This is a genomic window from Mesorhizobium sp. ORS 3428 (genome assembly GCF_001854785.1).
Taxonomy (GTDB): domain Bacteria; phylum Pseudomonadota; class Alphaproteobacteria; order Rhizobiales; family Rhizobiaceae; genus Mesorhizobium.
Window position 1 is genome coordinate 24,264 of record NZ_MDFL01000133.1, and the last position, 16,685, is coordinate 40,948.

The window sequence follows — 16,685 nt, forward strand, 5'->3', positions numbered from 1 at the left end:
TCAATTGGAACCGTCGCCCGACGCCTTGGCGATCACCGGGTGGCGCAAGAGGTCGCCGTCCCTGAGACCTTGCTTGGCGGCTGTTCCCGCCTTCAGCTCGAGCACGAAGCTCAYGGGCTGTCCCGATGAGATGATCGCCTCGGACTCCGGCTCGCCGCGCTTGATCGCCTTGATCTTCCCGTCCCGACCGATGAAGACGAGATCGAGCGGCATCGGCGTGTTTTTCATCCAGAAATTCAAGTCGCCAGGTTTTTCGAACACGAACAGCATGCCGTGATCGGCGGCCATGTCCTTGCGAAACATCAGCCCGGCCTCGCGCTCGTCGGAAGTGTCGGCGATCTCGATGGAGAAGGAACGCTCGCCGGAGCCGGTCACCGCGACCAGCGGTGTCGGATCAACCGGCAGCATCATGGCCTGGCCGTCGGCCGAACTCGGCTTCAAGCCGCTGAAATAGACAGCCAAAAGGATGGCGGCGCAAAGCGCGCCTGCAGTCAGCCAGTTGCGGTGAGCCATCTGATACCTCGTCCAAGCCTCCTCCTAGACCATGATCCAGCCGAGTGGAACCGGTTTTCGGACAACATTGACCTCGCACGAGACGGGGCCAGCTCGATTTTGGCGGGAAGCCTAAAGCATGTCTCCCGAAAGTGGGAACCGGTTTCGGGACAAAGACATGCGTAAAATCAAAAGCCTAAAGCGCATGGAGCGAGTCTGAAAGATCGCGGCACGCTTTAATGCATGTCGCCCAGGAGTGCGAAGCGGTCTTGGGAGAACGACATGGCACAAAGACCCAAAGCGCGTCGCGACGCGCTTCAGTGCGAGATCGGCAAGGTGCCCATATCGGGGTGAATCTCGGCGGCCATAAGGCCCTTCTCGCCGCGCCCGAAGCGAACCAGCACGACCTGGCCCGGCCTCAATTCGGTAATGCCGTAGCGGCGGAGCGTCTCCATGTGCACAAAGATGTCCTCGGTGCCCTCACCCCGGGTCAGGAATCCGAAACCCTTGGTGCGGTTGAACCACTTCACCAGCGCCCGCTCGAGGCCGCTCTCCGCCGTCACGGTGACATGCRTGCGCTGCTCCTGCTCGGCCGGATGCACGGCGGTCGAGGCATCCATGGAAAGGACGCGGAAAGCCTGCAGGCCAYGCTCGCCTTGCTTGACGAGGCAGACGACACGCGCCCCTTCCAGTGCGGTCTGGAAACCGTCCCGTCGAAGACATGTCACATGGAGGAGAATATCACCCGAGACGCCGTCGTCCGGAAGAATGAAGCCGTAGCCCTTTGCCACGTCGAACCATTTGATCGCCCCGGCGATCTCGATAAGCTCGGCGGAGTCGCCGCCGTTGTCCCGCTTCAAGGCGTCGTCAGGGCTTCCGTCCCGCCTCATGAAAGAGGCTTTTTCCCCCATAAGAATGCCCCCTTTTTCAACTGAAACCRCAACTGATTCTTGGCATCAGATTAACACTGCGGCTTCCTGGGTGTGCAAGACCTGACGTGCCTTTTTTCACCGTTGAACACCAGAAACCACTGATTGTTGTTTGCCGGCGCCATTGCACGCAAATGGCGCAGCTTCAAACCGGCCATTTCCGCCGCCGCGGTCGGCGATTGCCCTTTGGCCGAGCGACTCCTATGGTGCGGCGCAATGCAACCCTCCGAGGAGCCCGATATGCGCTATCTCCATACAATGGTCCGCATCGCCGATATCGATCAATCGCTCGATTTCTACTGCAACAAGCTCGGCCTGAAGGAGGTGCGTCGACACGAGAGCGAGCAGGGACGCTACACGCTGATCTTCCTCGCCGCGCCCGAAGACGAGCAGAGCGGCATTTCGGCCAAGGCGCCGCTGATCGAACTGACCTACAATTGGGATCCGGAAGAGTATAAGGGCGGCCGAAATTTCGGTCACCTCGCCTATGAGGTCGACGACATCTACGCCACCTGCCAGAAGCTGATGGACAACGGCGTGACGATCAACCGGCCGCCGCGCGACGGCAACATGGCCTTCATCCGCTCCCCAGACGGCATCTCGATCGAGCTCCTGCAGAAAGGTCCGGCCAAGGCGAAAGCCGAGCCATGGGCCTCGATGCCGAACACGGGAAGCTGGTAGGCGTCGGTCATCCACGCGGATCTAAAGCGCGTCGCGCTGAAACGTACTCAGGCGACGCGCTTTAAGTTTTTGTTTTGATGCATGTCGTTCTCCCAAAACCGCTGCGCACTTTTGGGCGACATGCATTAGCCGCGGACCGATGGCACTTCGCCGCACAACGCCTATCTATTTGCGAACGGCGCCAGCCTGAGACGGGGCTGGCCTTTCTTTTGATCCACGGGAGAGAATATCATGCTGGCCAGCCGCGCCGATGTCGCCACCGAACATGCCAGCCGCTATCTGCAGCAGCTCTGCAAGCATTGGGCGCACAAGTTTCCGGTCGAGTTCGACCCGCATCACGGCGCCATCCAGCTTTCGCTCGGCCGCACCCTGATGGATGCCGACGACAAGGCTCTCCACATCGCGGTCGCCGCCGATGATGCTGCCTCGCTCGAGCGTCTGGAAACCGTCGTCGCCGACCACATCAAGCGCTTCGCCTTCCGCGAGGAACTGACTTTCGACTGGCAGAAGATCGCCTGAGCGTCAGCCGTCGGCCTTGCCCGCCATTTCGAGCAAGGCGAGCACGCTGCGCCAGTTACGCGCGGTGCCCGGCACTTTCAGCGTGCGCGGAATGAGGTTGGCGAAGACCGATTTGCCGAGCCCGTCGGGCGCATGCAGGTAGAGCACGTCGCCCTTGATTTCGAAGCGCTCCGGGCCGGTGCATTTTTCCGCAAGCCGCTTCGTCTCTTCCGCGGTCGGCTCGCGCTCCAGCACATAGGCGTGCAGCTTGGTCGGCTCGCCCGCAACCTCCGGGTAGGGATTGTCCTGCGCCAGCCGCTCGAACCAGCCGGCGTCGTGCACCATGATGCGCGAATTGAACCCCCATTGCTTCTCGAAGGCCGCTTCGAGTTGCTTCGCCAGCGATGCCGCGTCGCCCTTCTTCGCGCGAAACACGACATTGCCGCTCTGCACATAGGTCGCGACGTCGCTGAAGCCTAACTCCTCGAAGAACGACCTGAGCTCGGCCGTCTTGACGATGCGGTTGCCGCCCACGTTGATGCCGRAAAACAGCGCCACGAAGACGGTTCCCTTGTCGCTCATTGTCGGCCCGCTCATATGATGAACCCCGCCAGCGTCTCGTTGTCGGTGATGTCCTGATACTGCACGCCCTCGGCATCGAAATTGGCCTTCAGCAGGTCGAAGTTGCGCCGGTCCTTGGTCTCGATGCCGATCAGCACCGAACCGAAATTGCGTGCCGACTTSTTGAGGTACTCGAAGCGCGTGATGTCGTCGTCCGGGCCGAGCATTTCGAGGAAATCGCGCAATGCACCCGGCCGCTGCGGGAAGCGGATGACGAAATACTTCTTCAGCCCCTCGAAGCGCAGCGCCCGCTCCTTCACGTCCGGCAGGCGCTCGAAGTCGAAATTGCCGCCGGAAACCACCGCGACGATGGTCTTGCCCCTGATCTCCTTGCGCGAAAAATCCTTGAGCGCATCGATCGCCAATGCGCCGGCCGGCTCCAGCACCACTCCTTCGACATTGAGCATTTCGATCATTGTCGCGCAGAGCCGGTTCTCCGGGACGAGGCGCACGGCGTCGGCGGTGAATTCCTTGAGATGGCGCAACGGCTCGCGGCCGATCTCGGCCACCGCCGCGCCGTCGACGAAATTGTCGACCTTGGCGAGCTTGACCCGCTTGCCGCTGGCGAGGCTCTCGCTGAGGCTCGGCGCGCCCGCCGGCTCGCAGAACACGAAGCGGGTTTCGCGATGCCGGTCGGAAAAATAGTGCGTCACTCCCGCGGCCAGGCCGCCGCCGCCGACCGGCAGCATGACGATGTCAGGCATGCGCTCGCCGGGCATTTGGGCGGCGATCTCAAAGGCGACCGTCGCCTGGCCTTCGATGATGTCCTTGTGGTCGAAGGGCGGCACCATATGCGCGCCGGCGCTCTCGGTGAATTCGAAGGCGGCACGGTAGCAATCGTCGAAGAAGTCGCCGACCAACCTGATCTCGACGAAATCGCCGCCGAACAGCCGCGTCTTGTCGATCTTCTGCTGCGGCGTCGTGACAGGCATGAACACCACGCCCTTTTTGCCGAAATGCCGGCAGACATAGGCGAAACCCTGGGCGTGATTGCCGGCCGAGGCGCACACRAACAGCTCCGCATTGTTGCCGGCGGCGAGCGCCTTGCGAAAGAAATTGAAGGCGCCCCTGATCTTGTAGGAACGCACCGGCGTCAGGTCCTCGCGCTTCAAGAGGATCCGGGCACCTGTCTTCTTCGACAGGTAGTCGTTCTCCTGCAACGGCGTCTCCGGAAAGATCCCGCGGATCGCCTCGGCGGCATTGGCGACGCGGGAAGAGAAGCTGTTCATGAGGAAACTGCCCTAGGACGTTATCGGGTTCGAACCGCCAGCCTATTGCACGAATCGATGTTTGCGGCCACCGACCGGGCTCGGTGCTCCGGCGGAAACGATATCGCTGCCCCACTTTGGCTTTCGCGCAACAGTGACTTGRCCGTCGTCAGGCGCTGACCAGATTTCCGCTGGACAGGACTTACTTCCGCCGCACTTCGCCTGTCCGGGGGAATTCGCGGAGGTGGATGGCCAATTGCGGCCGGAGTGGATGTGTTCGACGTGCATTTGAAGACGATCTTGATCATGGCCCTGGCGCTTTTGATGGCCGGTTGCGCGGGTCAGCAGACACATGAAATCCTGGGCAGCGTTGTCGTGCCGACGACGGCGACCGAGATAGCAGGCAACCACTCGATCTTCATCGCCACCACGCGCAAGCGCTCCGACGATCCGAACAAGGTTTTCGACGGCGAACGCTCGGCGACTCTCAACTACGCCCGCGTCAATGTCACTGTGCCGCCGGTTCACCAGACCGGCCAGATCGAGCGGCGCTCGCGCGGCAAGTCGGACGATCCGACCAAATATTTCATGGCTTCCGAGGTCGTCGGCTACGACACGCAGCCGAAATTCGCCAGCGCGCTCAACGCCGACATCGACGCCCGCGGCGGCCGCGTCATGGTCTTCGTCCATGGCTACAACACCGGGTTCGACGACGCGGTCTACCGCCTCACCCAGATCGTCCACGATTCCGGCTATCCCGGCACGCCTGTGCTGTTTTCCTGGGCCTCGGGCGCCAGGACCACCGACTATGTCTATGACAAGGAAAGTGCCGCCGCCGCTCGCGACCAGCTGGAGGTGACGCTGAGGATGCTCGCGCAGACGGGCGCGCGGCGCATCGACATTGTCGCGCATTCGATGGGCACCTGGGTGACGATGGAGACGCTGCGCCAGCTCGCCATCACCGGCGACCGTGATCTCGGCGGCAAGCTCGGCGACGTCGTGCTGGYCTCGCCCGACATCGATGTCGACGTCTTCAAGAGCCAGATGCGCCGCTACGGCAAGCCCGACAAGCCGTTCATCCTGCTCCTGTCGGACGACGATCGCGCGCTCCGGCTCTCCGGCCTGATCGCGGGCTCGCGGCCGCGCGTCGGCGATTACAGGGATGCCGCCGACCTCGCCTCCTATGGCGTGACCGTCGTCGACCTCTCCAAGATCAAGGGCAACGACAGCTTCAACCACACAAAATTCGCCGACAATCCGGTGCTGGTGAAGATGATCGGCCAGCGGCTGCGCGAGGACGACGGCTTTGCCAGCGACCGCGACGTCACCGACCGCATCAGCCAGCTCGGCGCTCAGTAACCGTGTTTCRCCGACTGCATCGTGCTTGCCGCGTTGCGTCGACTTTGAACTGGACCGGGCCGGCCTCTGGCTTTAACGGAGTAAAGAGAGAGGTTTGCCGCCCTTGGGGGACCCCGGGTGATCGTGCGTTCGAAAATCCTCCTCGGCCTTGCCGTTGCGCTCGCCCTGACGGGCTGCGCCGGTCAGAGCGCGCATGACCTGCTCAACCGGACGGCGGTTGCGGTGCCGGCATCGGACATAGCGGCCAAGCACGAAATCTTCGTCGCCACGACCCGCCAGCCGGCAACCAAGGATCCTCGTCAGGTATTCGGCGGCGACCGCTCGCTGACCACCAGCTACGCCCGCGTCGACGTCACCGTTCCCAAGCTGCATCAAGTCGGCGCGATCGAGCGCGCCAAGGGCTCGGCCGACAGCAATCCGGCCAAGCAGTTCACCGCCACCGATGTGGCCTACTACAAGGACGCATCGCAGTTCGCCAAGGCCGTCGGCGCCGATATCGCCTTGCGTGGCGATCGCGCCCTGGTGTTCGTGCACGGCTTCAACAACGGTTTCGACGACGGCGTCTACCGGCTGACCCAGATTGCGCACGATACGAACTATCCGGGTACGCCTGTGCTGTTCTCATGGGCATCGAGCGGCAAGACGACCGGCTACATCTATGACAAGGACAGTTCCACTGCCGCGCGCGACGACCTTGAAGCGACGCTGAGGATGCTTGCCAGGACGCGGGCCAAAAGCATCGACATCATTGCCCATTCGATGGGAACCTGGCTGACGATGGAGGCCTTGCGGCAGCTCGCCATCACCGGCGACCGCGATCTGGGCGGCAAGCTCGGCTATGTCATCCTTGCCTCGCCCGACATCGATGTCGACGTCTTCAAGAAGCAGATGATCCGTTATGGCAAGCCCGACAAGCCGTTTGCCATCCTGCTGTCCGGCGACGACCGGGCGCTCAAGCTGTCCAGCTTCATTTCCGGCGACAAGCCGCGCGTCGGCGACTACGGCAACGCTGCCGATCTCGCCAACTATGGCGTGACGGTCGTCGACCTCACTCAAACCAAAGGCGCCGACCGGTTGAATCACGCCAAGTTCGCCGACAATCCGATCCTGGTGCAACTGCTTGGCAACCGGCTGCGCACGCCGGCCGGCCTGGCCTCCGATGAGCCCGATCCGGCGCAGCTCAACAATATCGGCCAGGGTCTCGGYAAGGCGGTCGGGTCCGTCGCCGAGGTGGTCATCACCACGCCGTTCAAAGTGCTGACCATCGCCACCGGCGGCTAGYCGGCAGCGCTTCAAACAAACAGGTCGACCTTCCGGAACGTCGTCACGTCGACCAGGCCGACGTCCGAAATCCTGAGTTCAGGAATGACCACCAGCGCCAGCAGCGAATGCTGCATGTAGGCGTTGTTGAGCGAGCAGCCCATCTTGCGCATGGCTTCCGTCAGTTGCTCGGCCTTGGCGGCGACGATCTCGGCGCGCTCATCCGACATCAGCCCGGCGATCGGCATTTCGACCAGCGCCAGTTCCTTGCCCTTCGAGTAGAGCACGACGCCGCCGCCGACCTCGCTCAGCCGATTGACGGCGAGCGCCATGTCTTCCTTATTGGTGCCGACGACGATGATGTGATGCGCGTCATGCGCCACGCTCGAGGCCATCGCGCAGTCCTCCACATAGCCGAACCCGGACACGAAGGCGTTGGTGACGCCGCCCGTGCCCCTGTGGCGCTCCACCAGGGCGATCTGGCAGATGTCGTTGCGGCGATCCATGCCGACCAGCCCGTCCTCGACCGGCAGGTCGGCTTCAAGTGCCCGCGTCGGCGCCTGGTTCTCGATCACGCCGATGACGCGCGCTCGAACCTCGTTGGCGCCCTGCGGCGCCGTGAGGTCGAAGTCCGCGGCCTTGAGCCTCTTGCCGAGCTTGACCGTGTTCTTGGCTGTCTGCGGATAGTCGTACGCCGGAATGTCGATCTCGAGTTTGCCGGCCTTCGCCAGCCGGACGCCGCGCCCATAGACCTCGTCTATTGCCATCTGGGCGAGATCGGAGACGATCAAAAGGTCGGCCAGYCGGCCCGGCGCGATCGAGCCGATCTCGCGCTCCAGCCTGAAATGCTGGGCGGTGTTGAGCGTCGCCATCTGGATCGCGGTCACCGGCTTCAGGCCCTGGCTGATGGCGTGCCGCACCACGCGGTCCATATGCCCCTCATGCACCAGCGTGCCGGAATGGCTGTCGTCGGTGCACAGGATGAAGTTGCGCGGGTCGATGCCGCCCTCGGTCACCGCCTTGATCTGTGCCGCGACGTCATACCAGGCCGAACCCAGCCTCAGCATCGCCTTCATGCCCTGGCGCACCCGGGCGATCGCGTCCTCAGCGCGCGTGCCTTCATGGTCGTCCTCTGCGCCGCCCGCGGCATAGCCGTGGAAGGGCAGGCCGAGATCGCGCGAGGCATAATGGCCGCCGACCGTCTTGCCGGCCTTGACCGTCGCGGCGATCTCTCCCGACATCACCGGATCATTGGCGGCGACGCCCGGAAAATTCATTACCTCGCCAAGGCCGATGATGTTCTCCCAGGTCATCGCCTCGGCAACGTCGGCGACCGTAAGTTCCGCGCCGGCATGTTCCAGGCCCGGCGCCGAAGGCACGCAGGACGGCATCTGCACATGCACGTTGATCGGCATCGCCACCGCCTCGTCATGCATCAGCCGAACGCCCGGCAGGCCCAGGACATTGGCGATCTCATGCGGGTCGATGAACATCGAGGTGGTGCCGTGCGGGATCACCGCGCGGCAGAATTCCGTCACCGTCACCATGCCGCTCTCGACATGCATGTGCGCATCGCACAGCCCAGGCACCAGATAGCGGCCGCCGGCATCGACCACCTTGGTCCCCAGCCCGATCGCGTGGTCTGCATTGGGCCCGCAATAGGCGAAACGGCCGGCAGCGATAGCAATATCCGTGCCGGGAATGATCTCGCCCGAATGGACATTCACCCAGCGTCCGTTGCGGATCACGAGGTCGGCCGGCTTGCGCCCCATCGCGACGTCGACCAGATGCGTCGCCACCTCGGTCCAGGACCTCGGGTTTGCACCGCTTGCGGGTTCCATATTGGTCATTTGCTGCGTCCTCTGTTGCGTCCAGTCTCGCAAATGTCGGCGTGCTGAGCCAGAGCCCTTCGCCTGCCGATCATCGGCGAAACGCCGGGCTTGTTGACTATTCCAGGCAGAAGGCGATTCTGAGCTCGAAGGGAACCGTCGGAGGGAAAATGACCCGTCTCTGGAAAGCGTTCGCTACCGTCATCCTGTTCGTCGCATCGACCGCGCTCGCCACCGCCGAGGAACGGTGGCAGACGCTGCCGGAGCCTGCACCGATGCCGAAGCCTGAGCAAAGCGGCTATGCGCCGGTCAACGGCATCCAGATGTATTACGYCGTTTTCGGCAAGGGCGACCCGGTGCTGCTAATCCATGGYGGTCTCGGCCATGCCGATATCTGGGCGAGCCAAGTGGCCACCCTCTCCAAGACCCACAAGGTGGTCGTCGCCGATAGCCGCGGCCATGGTCGCTCGACGCGGACCGATGAGCCCTATGGCTACGATCTGATGGCTTCGGATTACCTGGCGCTGCTGGATTATCTCAAGATAGACAGGACCGCCCTTGTCGGCTGGAGCGATGGCGGCATCATCGGTATCGACATTGCACTCCATCATCCGGAGCGCCTGACGCGGCTTTTTGCGCAAGCCGCAAATGTCACCACCGATGGGGTGGACCCGGGCGTCCTGACCAACAAGACCTTTGCCGCCTACATCGATCGCTCCGGACGCGACTACAAGAGACTGTCCAAGACGCCGGACCAGTATGACGCCTTCGTCGCGCAGATCAGCCACATGTGGGAGTCGCAACCGGCCTGGACGAAGGAACAGTTGGGCAAGATCACGACGCCGACCGCCATCGTCGCAGGCGACCATGACGAGGCGATCAAGCGCGCGCACACCGAATACATGGCCTCCGCCATTCCCGGCGCGAAGCTGATCATCCTTCCCAACGCCAGCCATTTCGCGATGCTGCAGGCGCCGGACGAATACAGTAAGGCGGTGCTGGATTTCATTGACGCCAAATAACCCGGAATTGAAGCCGGCCGATGCCGGCTTCCTGATCGGTCGGATTGGCAAGAGATGGCACAGAAGATCAGGTTGGCAATTTTCGCGCTGTCGGCCGCTCTCGCGGGTCTGGCCTTTTTCGCCTTGCATTCCTTCTGGACTTGGGTCGCGCCAGTCCTGATCCTCGTCGCCGGCTCTATTCTTGCCGAATATGCCTTCAGCCGGCTTGCCTCGAAGGAAGAAAGGCAGCGCGATCTGGAAGACCGCGTCCGCAATCCACCGACGTAAACCACTGTTGCAGAAACGCAATACCGTTTTGCTGTGAATAAGGTTAGGTTGCGCCGAGGAGACTTTCGGAACCGCCATTTCGGAGCGCTCGATGCGTCGGCTGACACTTGCCAGTGCCGGCTTTTTTGCCCTGCTGTCCGGGTCGGCCCTGGCAGCGGACTTAGGCGCGGACCTACCCATGACTGCGCCCGGTTTCGACTGGACAGGCTACTACGCCGGTCTTCAGGCCGGCTATGGCTGGGGCCGCTCCGACATTTCCGGCACGGAAGGCGCGCCGTTCGCCGCTTCGCCGGATCTCGATGGCGGCTTTGTCGGTGGCCATGTCGCCGGTCTCTGGCAGTTCAACCAGGCAGTAATCGGTGCGCGGGCCGAGCTCAGCTATTCCTCGATCGACGGTTCGGCCCTGCTCGCACCCGCAAATTCCGTCGGCACTGACGTCAAATGGCTGGGATCGGTCAATGCCGAGGCCGGGTTCTCGGTCGATCGCTGGCTGATCTACGGCGTCGGCGGCGTCGCCTTTGCCGGTATCGAAACCTCGCAGAACGCCGGCGCCAGCTTCGCCAAGACACGCACGGACGCCGGCTGGACGATCGGCGCCGGCGTCGATTATGCGCTCACCAACAATGTCGTCGTCGGCGCGCAGTACCGCTACTACGATTTCGGCAAGGAACATTTCGACGCCCCGGACGGCTTCTCCGACCGCGACCAGGACCTGAAGCTGCACACGCTAGGCGTGAACTTCAGCTACAAATTTTGAACTGCGGGAGAGCAGCGCAATTGGAGTGGCCGGCGCCCGCAGGGGGCGGGGGAATGGGTAGGGGAACCTGAAAGACGCCGGCCTCGGCGGATCAAGTCCACCGCGAGGGCGACCCTAGCGCGGCGTTTGGAATCCGAAATTCCGTGATCGCGCCACTATCCCGGGCCATCCCTGCGGCTAAGGCGATAAGCCGGCCGATCGTCGCCGCACTGGCCTTTTTGAACTCTTCGGAATCGGGCCGAAATCGCCGCGGCGGCATTTTGAATTGTCGTGCTTTTGCACAGTCGAACATCGTCGTTGCTGGTGCGGACGACGGGAATCGAACCCGTACGATCAGAGATCGAGGGATTTTAAGTCCCTTGCGTCTACCAATTCCGCCACGTCCGCAGGCGAGCCCTTTTCAGATGCCAGACATGAACCGTCAAGCCATGATATTGTGGCGAAGCCGCCCTTCAAGCGTAAGGTTCACGGCCCTTCATGCGACGATCGGGTTCAACTTCAGGTGCTGGATCAGGATGATGGTCTTGGCGTCGACGATGCGGCCGTCGGCAATCGCGGCGAGCGCGTCGTCGAGTGACATCTCCAGAACTTCGATGTCCTCGCCCTCCTCCGGCGCTCCGCCGCCGTCGGAGATGCGGTCGGCCGGCGAATAGCGCGCAACGAAGAACCAGAGTCGTTCCGTCACGCTGCCGGGACTCATGAACGGCGTGAACAGCCGCTCCACGTCCTTGAGCCGATAGCCGAGTTCCTCTTCCGCTTCCTTGCGGATGCAGGTTTCGGGATCATTTTCATCAAGCAGGCCGGCGCAGGCCTCGATCAGCGGCTCGCGATGGCCGCTGACATAGGCCGGATAGCGGAACTGCCGCACCAGAAGCACCGTCGAACGCTCCGGATCGAAGGGCAGGATCACCGCGCCGTCGCCGCGGTCATAGGTCTGGCGGATCTGCGTCTCCCAGCGCCCGTCGCGGCGGCGATAGTCGAATACTGTCTTCTTCAGCACAGCCCAGTCATCGGACAGAACTTCTTCAGAGCGGATGCGGACACGATCTTCCATGGCGAACTCCTTGCCGACGGTAGCAACGGTTAGCGACGAACCGGCACCGGCACAATCCGGGAACCGTCTGGTCCAGCAAGACTTTCACCGGCTCGCGTCTGGCGCGAACTGCCGCAACTTCCTAGATAGCGATATCTCCCAGGAGCCCGCTTCATGACCTCATCGCTTTTCCAGCCGATCACCCTCGGCGACCTCACCTTCCCAAACCGCATAGCGGTAGCGCCGATGTGCCAGTATTCTGCGAAGGACGGCTCCGCCAGCGACTGGCATCTTTACCACTGGATGAACCTGGCCTTGTCCGGCGCCGGCATGGTGACCGTCGAGATGACCGACGTCGAGCGGCGCGGCCGCATCTCGCATGGCTGCCTTGGCCTTTACTCCGACGACAATGAGGCGGCGGCCAAGCGCACGCTCGATGCCGCCAGGCGCGTCGCCGCGCCCGGTACCCAATTCGGCGTCCAGCTCGCCCATGCCGGGCGCAAGGCCTCTTGCCGGCGCCCATGGGAAGGCGGCGGGCCGCTGGAGCCGGACCAGGATCCCTGGCCGATCGTATCGGCCTCGGCGATCGCCTACGACACGGGCTGGCAAGTGCCCCACGCCCTGGAGGAGGACGAGATCCAGCAGGTCATCCAACGCTTCGCCGACGCGGCCAAGCGGGCGGAGCGCGCCGGCTTCGACTTCATCGAGCTGCACGCCGCGCACGGCTATCTGATCTTTCAGTTCCTTTCGCCGCTTTCCAACCAGCGCGCCGACCGCTGGGGCGGATCGCTGGAGAACCGCATGCGCTTCCTTATCGAGATCGTCAGGGCGGTAAAGACAGCTGTTCCGAACCTGATGCTTGGCGCGCGCCTTTCGGTGAAGGAATGGGTAGACGGCGGCTTCGACGTCGAAGATGCGATCGAGGTGGCCAACGCGCTGAAGGCGGAGGGCGTCGCTTATCTCTGCTGCTCCAGCGGCGGCAATTCGCCATTGCAGAAGCTGCCCGGCGGTCCCGGCTATCAGGTGCATCTGGCGGAGGCCGTGCGCAAGGGCGCCGGCATCCCGACCCGCGCGGTGGGACTGATCGATGATCCCAAACAGGCCGAAGCGATCGTCGCCGACGGGCGTGCCGACATGGTCGCGCTGGCGCGCGCATTCCTCGCCGATCCGCGCTGGGGCTGGCGCGCGGCGGCGACGTTTGGCGAGCAAATCCGCCCGGCGCCGCAGCTGGCGCGCTCGGTGACGACGATGCAGCACTGGATGAAGGCGGCCGGCTGAGTTTCCGGAGCAATTGCAGGAAAAGTGCGAAGCGGTTTCCCGTCCGGAATTGCGATAACAAGAGTGCAATTCCAGGACAGTGCGAAGCGCCTTGAATGCGCAAAATCAACACGCGGACGAGATCGGCGCCCCGTTGAAAAGCTGAACCGGTTGGCCCGACGCAGGGGCTGAGACCTTTGGGCGCAGGGGTCCCGCCACGATTGCAACCAAATCGGCCGTTTTGCGTTGGCGCGCCATGACAGACAGCAAGCCATTTGAAAAGCCGGTGGTGGTCGAGCTCGGCCATGTCGGCAAATATCGCCACATCCGCAGCACCTGCGAAGCCGCCGAGTGCCTGATGACGGTATGGCCGCTCAATCGCGGTCAGCGGCATCGTGATGCTCTCGACACTTGCCTCAAGGCGCTGGAAGGTTATCGTTCGACGGCGGATGCACGCCGCGCATTGATCGAGGCAGCCGAGGAATCCGAAGTGCTGGTTCCCGAAGACAGGTTGCCTGACGAACAACTGCATTGAGCAAGCAGTGGTTTYTCGACCGGAGGATTCCATGGCGAAACTGACTTACAAGATCGTCGAGCATGACGGCGGTTGGGCCTACAAGGTCGGCTCGACTTACTCAGAAACATTTCCCACGCATCAGGACGCGTTGCGCGCCGCCGAAATTGCGTCGGCCGAGCAGCAGGTGGCCGGCACCACCGACGGCATCCAGTATGAGGATTCCGAAGGTGTCTGGCACGACGAACTGGCCGACGGCCGCGACCGACCCCAGACCGAAGTCTCGGACTGACGACCACAGTCTCGGATTAATGCCGAGGCGTCATGCCGGCGCCGCGACCGACGAAGCCCAACCTTAGCGTCGACCGCCCCGCCGGCACATCCGGACCGGCGCACCTTGCCTGCAACGGTCTCTGCCACAAGAGCCCATACGCTTGCTGATTGCGGCGGGCTGCCCGCCGCGCTATTTCAGGCGGCCTTGTTGCCGGAGTGAGCCATGCCTGAAATCGTCACCGCCGCCATGCTCGTCATCGGCGACGAGATTCTCTCCGGCCGCACCAAAGACAAGAACATCGGCCATCTCGCCGATATCATGACCGTGATCGGCATCGACCTTAAGGAAGTGCGCATTGTCCCCGACGAGGAGGACGAGATCGTCGCCGCGGTGAATGCCCTGCGCGCCCGCTACACCTACCTCTTCACGACGGGCGGCATCGGCCCGACGCATGACGACATCACCGCCGATTCCGTCGCCAGGGCCTTCGGCGTGCCCTGCGAATACGACGCCAAGGCCTATGCCATGCTCCAGGCAAGCTATGCCCAGCGCGGCATCGAATTCACCGAGGCGCGCAAACGCATGGCGCGGATGCCGCGCGGCGCCGACCACATCGACAATCCGGTATCGATGGCGCCCGGCTTCCGCATCGGCAATGTTCACGTGATGGCGGGCGTGCCGTCGATCTTCCAGGCGATGCTCGACAATGTCGTGCCGACACTGAGGACGGGCGCCAAGATGTTGTCGGCCACCGTGCATTGCCCGTTCGGCGAAGGCTTGATCGGCGGGCCGCTGGCCGACATCCAGAAGGCGCATCCCGACACAATCATCGGCTCCTATCCGAAATATGGCGACGGCAAGTTCTGGACCGAACTCGTGGTCCGCGCCCRCAGCGGAGAGGCTCTCGAGGCCGCGCGCAGGGACGTGGAAGCGATGGTGGCGGGCCTGTCGGCCGCGAGCTGACCGCCCRGCGGCGAAGCTCCCGGCCAACCGGAACCAAGCAGGATGCGCTGGCGTTTTCTTGCCGGGATGCAACGCGCGGAAAGGCACGCRCGCGTTGGCAATTGAGGGCCGGAGGCGCATGATGTCGCGCCGACACTTCTTTTGAGGATGTCATGCGCTTCAAGACAATCGTCGCCATTCTCCAGAACGAACAGGACGCCGAGCGCGTGCTCGATTGCGCCATTCCGCTTGCCGAGCGGTTCGAGAGCCATCTCATCGGCATCCATGCGGAGGCGCTTCCGGTCCCCTATACCTCGGCCACTGGTTTCCCCGATACGGAATTCCTGCAGGTCTCGGCCGAGATGAACAAGGAGCGCGCCGGCAAGCTGCGGGCGGTCTTTCTCAGCCGCATCGAGGATTCCGGCCTGTCCTACGAATGGCGCAGCCTGGAAAGCTTCTCCGGCGACAGCGCGCTGACCGGCATATCGAACGTGCGGGCGGYGGATCTGATTATCGCCGCGCAGCGCGAAACCGGAGGCGATCCGGGCGCCGACGTCGACACGCTGGTCTACGACGCGGGCCGGCCAGTGTTGGTCGTGCCGCATGCGGGGCCGCGCGTCACAACCTTCAGGCGCGTGCTGCTTGCCTGGAACGGCAGCAGGGAGGCCGCGCGCGCCGCCTTCGACGCCCTGCCCTTCATCAGCGAAGCGGACAAGACGGATATCCTCGTCATCGATCCGCCGGAGACGCTGGACGAGGCTCCCGAGGCGGCGGGTGCCGAGATCGCGGCGGCCATGTCCCGCCACGGCGCCAATGTCAGCGTTTCGGTGCAGAAATCGGGCGGAGCCTCGATCGACGACATCATCCAGGAGAGGATCGCCGAATCCGGCGCCGATCTTCTGGTGCTCGGCGCCTACAGCCACTCCTGGCTGCGCCAGCTTCTGTTCGGAGGCGTTACCCGCACCGTGCTGCGCACGGCAAACATAGCCGCTTTCCTGTCGAGATAAGCATGTCTCCCGAAAGTGGGAACCGGTTTCGGGACAAAGACGTGCATCAAACAAGATCTTAATAGCGCTGCGCTTGAACGCGTTTCAGCGCGACGCGCTTTAAGTCCACAGCCATCGCCCGCTGCCACCTTGCCAAGGCTGGCGCTTTCCGGCTAATTCCGCCTGCATTCCATTGTATTTGCGCGCTACGGCGCGCCTGCGGAGTGCGCGAGCCATGTCCCTTCCCGAAAAAGCCTTCCCTGTCTCATGGGACCAGTTCCACCGCGACGCCCGCGCGCTCGCCTGGCGGCTCTCCGGCACCGCCAAAGGCCAGTGGAAGGCGATCGTCTGCATCACCAGGGGCGGCCTTGTGCCCGCCGCTATCATCTCGCGCGAGCTTGGCATCCGCGTCATCGAGACGGTTTGCGTCGCCTCCTACCACGACTACACGAGCCAGGGTCAGCTGCAGGTGCTGAAGGAAATCTCACCCTCGCTTCTCGCCGAGGAAGGCGCCGGCGTCCTCATCATCGACGACCTGACCGACACCGGCAAGACGGCGGGTATCGTGCGCGCCATGATGCCGAAAGCGCATTTCGCGACCGTCTACGCCAAGCCGAAAGGCCGGCCGCTGGTCGATACATTCGTCACCGAGGTCAGCCAGGACACCTGGATCTACTTCCCGTGGGATATGGGCTTCACTTACCAGAAGCCGATCGCCGACGATCACGCCGGCTGAGCGGACCGTATTTTCCAAGG

19 protein-coding genes and 1 tRNA gene are annotated in these 16,685 nt (G+C 63.2%); 13 read left to right on the plus strand and 7 right to left on the minus strand.

The window, feature by feature from the left end; genetic code table 11:
* A complete protein-coding gene (locus ORS3428_RS22650) occupies nucleotides 1-513 on the minus strand; it encodes a DUF192 domain-containing protein (RefSeq protein ID WP_071100520.1) in 513 nt (170 codons plus the stop codon).
* A 296-nt stretch (nucleotides 514-809) separates the two neighbouring features.
* Nucleotides 810-1,382, minus strand: coding sequence for a cold shock domain-containing protein (locus tag ORS3428_RS22655; RefSeq protein WP_172833718.1), 573 nt, complete (start codon nucleotides 1,380-1,382; stop codon nucleotides 810-812).
* A gap of 279 nt (nucleotides 1,383-1,661) precedes the next feature.
* Here ORS3428_RS22655 and gloA point away from each other — a divergent pair, with 279 nt between their 5' ends.
* Both gloA and ORS3428_RS22665 read left to right on the plus strand, forming a co-directional pair.
* On the plus strand, nucleotides 1,662-2,102 hold the full coding sequence (gloA, locus tag ORS3428_RS22660; RefSeq protein WP_071100556.1) for a lactoylglutathione lyase: 441 nt from the start codon (nucleotides 1,662-1,664) through the stop codon (nucleotides 2,100-2,102).
* Nucleotides 2,103-2,333: 231 nt separating this feature from the next.
* Nucleotides 2,334-2,621, plus strand: coding sequence for a DUF2218 domain-containing protein (locus ORS3428_RS22665; protein WP_071100522.1), 288 nt, complete (start codon nucleotides 2,334-2,336; stop codon nucleotides 2,619-2,621).
* Nucleotides 2,622-2,624: 3 nt separating this feature from the next.
* Here ORS3428_RS22665 and ORS3428_RS22670 read toward each other — a convergent pair whose 3' ends face one another.
* Complete coding sequence (locus tag ORS3428_RS22670; RefSeq protein ID WP_071100523.1) at nucleotides 2,625-3,182, minus strand: DUF1697 domain-containing protein; 558 nt, start codon at nucleotides 3,180-3,182, stop codon at nucleotides 2,625-2,627.
* A gap of 11 nt (nucleotides 3,183-3,193) precedes the next feature.
* A complete protein-coding gene (gene ilvA / locus ORS3428_RS22675; RefSeq protein WP_071100524.1) occupies nucleotides 3,194-4,450 on the minus strand; it encodes a threonine ammonia-lyase IlvA in 1,257 nt (418 codons plus the stop codon).
* 285 nt (nucleotides 4,451-4,735) lie between these two features.
* Between ilvA and ORS3428_RS22680 the strand changes: the two genes are divergently transcribed.
* Together ORS3428_RS22680 and ORS3428_RS22685 are read left to right on the plus strand one after the other, a co-directional pair.
* Nucleotides 4,736-5,788 (plus strand): alpha/beta hydrolase, encoded by a 1,053-nt coding sequence (locus ORS3428_RS22680; RefSeq protein WP_071100557.1) that lies wholly within the window; start codon nucleotides 4,736-4,738, stop codon nucleotides 5,786-5,788.
* 117 nt (nucleotides 5,789-5,905) lie between these two features.
* Nucleotides 5,906-7,069 carry an alpha/beta hydrolase gene (locus ORS3428_RS22685; protein ID WP_071100525.1) on the plus strand — a complete coding sequence of 388 codons (1,164 nt, stop codon included), beginning with the start codon at nucleotides 5,906-5,908 and terminating at the stop codon, nucleotides 7,067-7,069.
* An 11-nt stretch (nucleotides 7,070-7,080) separates the two neighbouring features.
* Here the strand turns inward: ORS3428_RS22685 and ade are convergent, their stop codons facing one another.
* Nucleotides 7,081-8,898, minus strand: a complete 1,818-nt coding sequence (gene ade, locus ORS3428_RS22690) for an adenine deaminase (protein WP_071100526.1) — start codon at nucleotides 8,896-8,898, stop codon at nucleotides 7,081-7,083.
* Between the two features lie 149 nt (nucleotides 8,899-9,047).
* Here ade and ORS3428_RS22695 point away from each other — a divergent pair, with 149 nt between their 5' ends.
* From ORS3428_RS22695 to ORS3428_RS22705, 3 genes are all read left to right on the plus strand, one after another.
* Nucleotides 9,048-9,899, plus strand: a complete 852-nt coding sequence (locus ORS3428_RS22695; RefSeq protein ID WP_071100527.1) for an alpha/beta fold hydrolase — start codon at nucleotides 9,048-9,050, stop codon at nucleotides 9,897-9,899.
* Nucleotides 9,900-9,953: 54 nt separating this feature from the next.
* Nucleotides 9,954-10,166 (plus strand): hypothetical protein, encoded by a 213-nt coding sequence (locus ORS3428_RS22700; RefSeq protein ID WP_071100528.1) that lies wholly within the window; start codon nucleotides 9,954-9,956, stop codon nucleotides 10,164-10,166.
* 91 nt (nucleotides 10,167-10,257) lie between these two features.
* Nucleotides 10,258-10,923, plus strand: a complete 666-nt coding sequence (locus ORS3428_RS22705) for an outer membrane protein (protein ID WP_071100529.1) — start codon at nucleotides 10,258-10,260, stop codon at nucleotides 10,921-10,923.
* 301 nt (nucleotides 10,924-11,224) lie between these two features.
* Here the strand turns inward: ORS3428_RS22705 and ORS3428_RS22710 are convergent.
* Both ORS3428_RS22710 and ORS3428_RS22715 read right to left on the minus strand, forming a co-directional pair.
* A tRNA-Leu gene (locus ORS3428_RS22710) sits at nucleotides 11,225-11,310 on the minus strand.
* Between the two features lie 88 nt (nucleotides 11,311-11,398).
* Nucleotides 11,399-11,977, minus strand: a complete 579-nt coding sequence (locus ORS3428_RS22715) for an NUDIX domain-containing protein (protein WP_071100530.1) — start codon at nucleotides 11,975-11,977, stop codon at nucleotides 11,399-11,401.
* Between the two features lie 153 nt (nucleotides 11,978-12,130).
* Here ORS3428_RS22715 and ORS3428_RS22720 point away from each other — a divergent pair, with 153 nt between their 5' ends.
* The 6 genes from ORS3428_RS22720 (at nucleotide 12,131) to gpt (ending at nucleotide 16,665) form a co-directional block, all read left to right on the plus strand.
* Nucleotides 12,131-13,234, plus strand: coding sequence for an NADH:flavin oxidoreductase/NADH oxidase (locus ORS3428_RS22720; protein ID WP_071100531.1), 1,104 nt, complete (start codon nucleotides 12,131-12,133; stop codon nucleotides 13,232-13,234).
* A gap of 235 nt (nucleotides 13,235-13,469) precedes the next feature.
* On the plus strand, nucleotides 13,470-13,748 hold the full coding sequence (locus ORS3428_RS22725; RefSeq protein WP_071100532.1) for a DUF982 domain-containing protein: 279 nt from the start codon (nucleotides 13,470-13,472) through the stop codon (nucleotides 13,746-13,748).
* 31 nt (nucleotides 13,749-13,779) lie between these two features.
* Nucleotides 13,780-14,019, plus strand: coding sequence for a DUF2188 domain-containing protein (locus ORS3428_RS22730; protein WP_071100533.1), 240 nt, complete (start codon nucleotides 13,780-13,782; stop codon nucleotides 14,017-14,019).
* A gap of 204 nt (nucleotides 14,020-14,223) precedes the next feature.
* On the plus strand, nucleotides 14,224-14,964 hold the full coding sequence (locus tag ORS3428_RS22735) for a competence/damage-inducible protein A (RefSeq protein WP_071100534.1): 741 nt from the start codon (nucleotides 14,224-14,226) through the stop codon (nucleotides 14,962-14,964).
* A 152-nt stretch (nucleotides 14,965-15,116) separates the two neighbouring features.
* Nucleotides 15,117-15,950, plus strand: a complete 834-nt coding sequence (locus ORS3428_RS22740) for a universal stress protein (protein WP_071100535.1) — start codon at nucleotides 15,117-15,119, stop codon at nucleotides 15,948-15,950.
* Nucleotides 15,951-16,164: 214 nt separating this feature from the next.
* Entirely contained in the window at nucleotides 16,165-16,665 is a 501-nt protein-coding gene (gpt, locus tag ORS3428_RS22745; protein ID WP_071100536.1) for a xanthine phosphoribosyltransferase, read from the plus strand.
* Nucleotides 16,666-16,685: the final 20 nt, after the last annotated feature.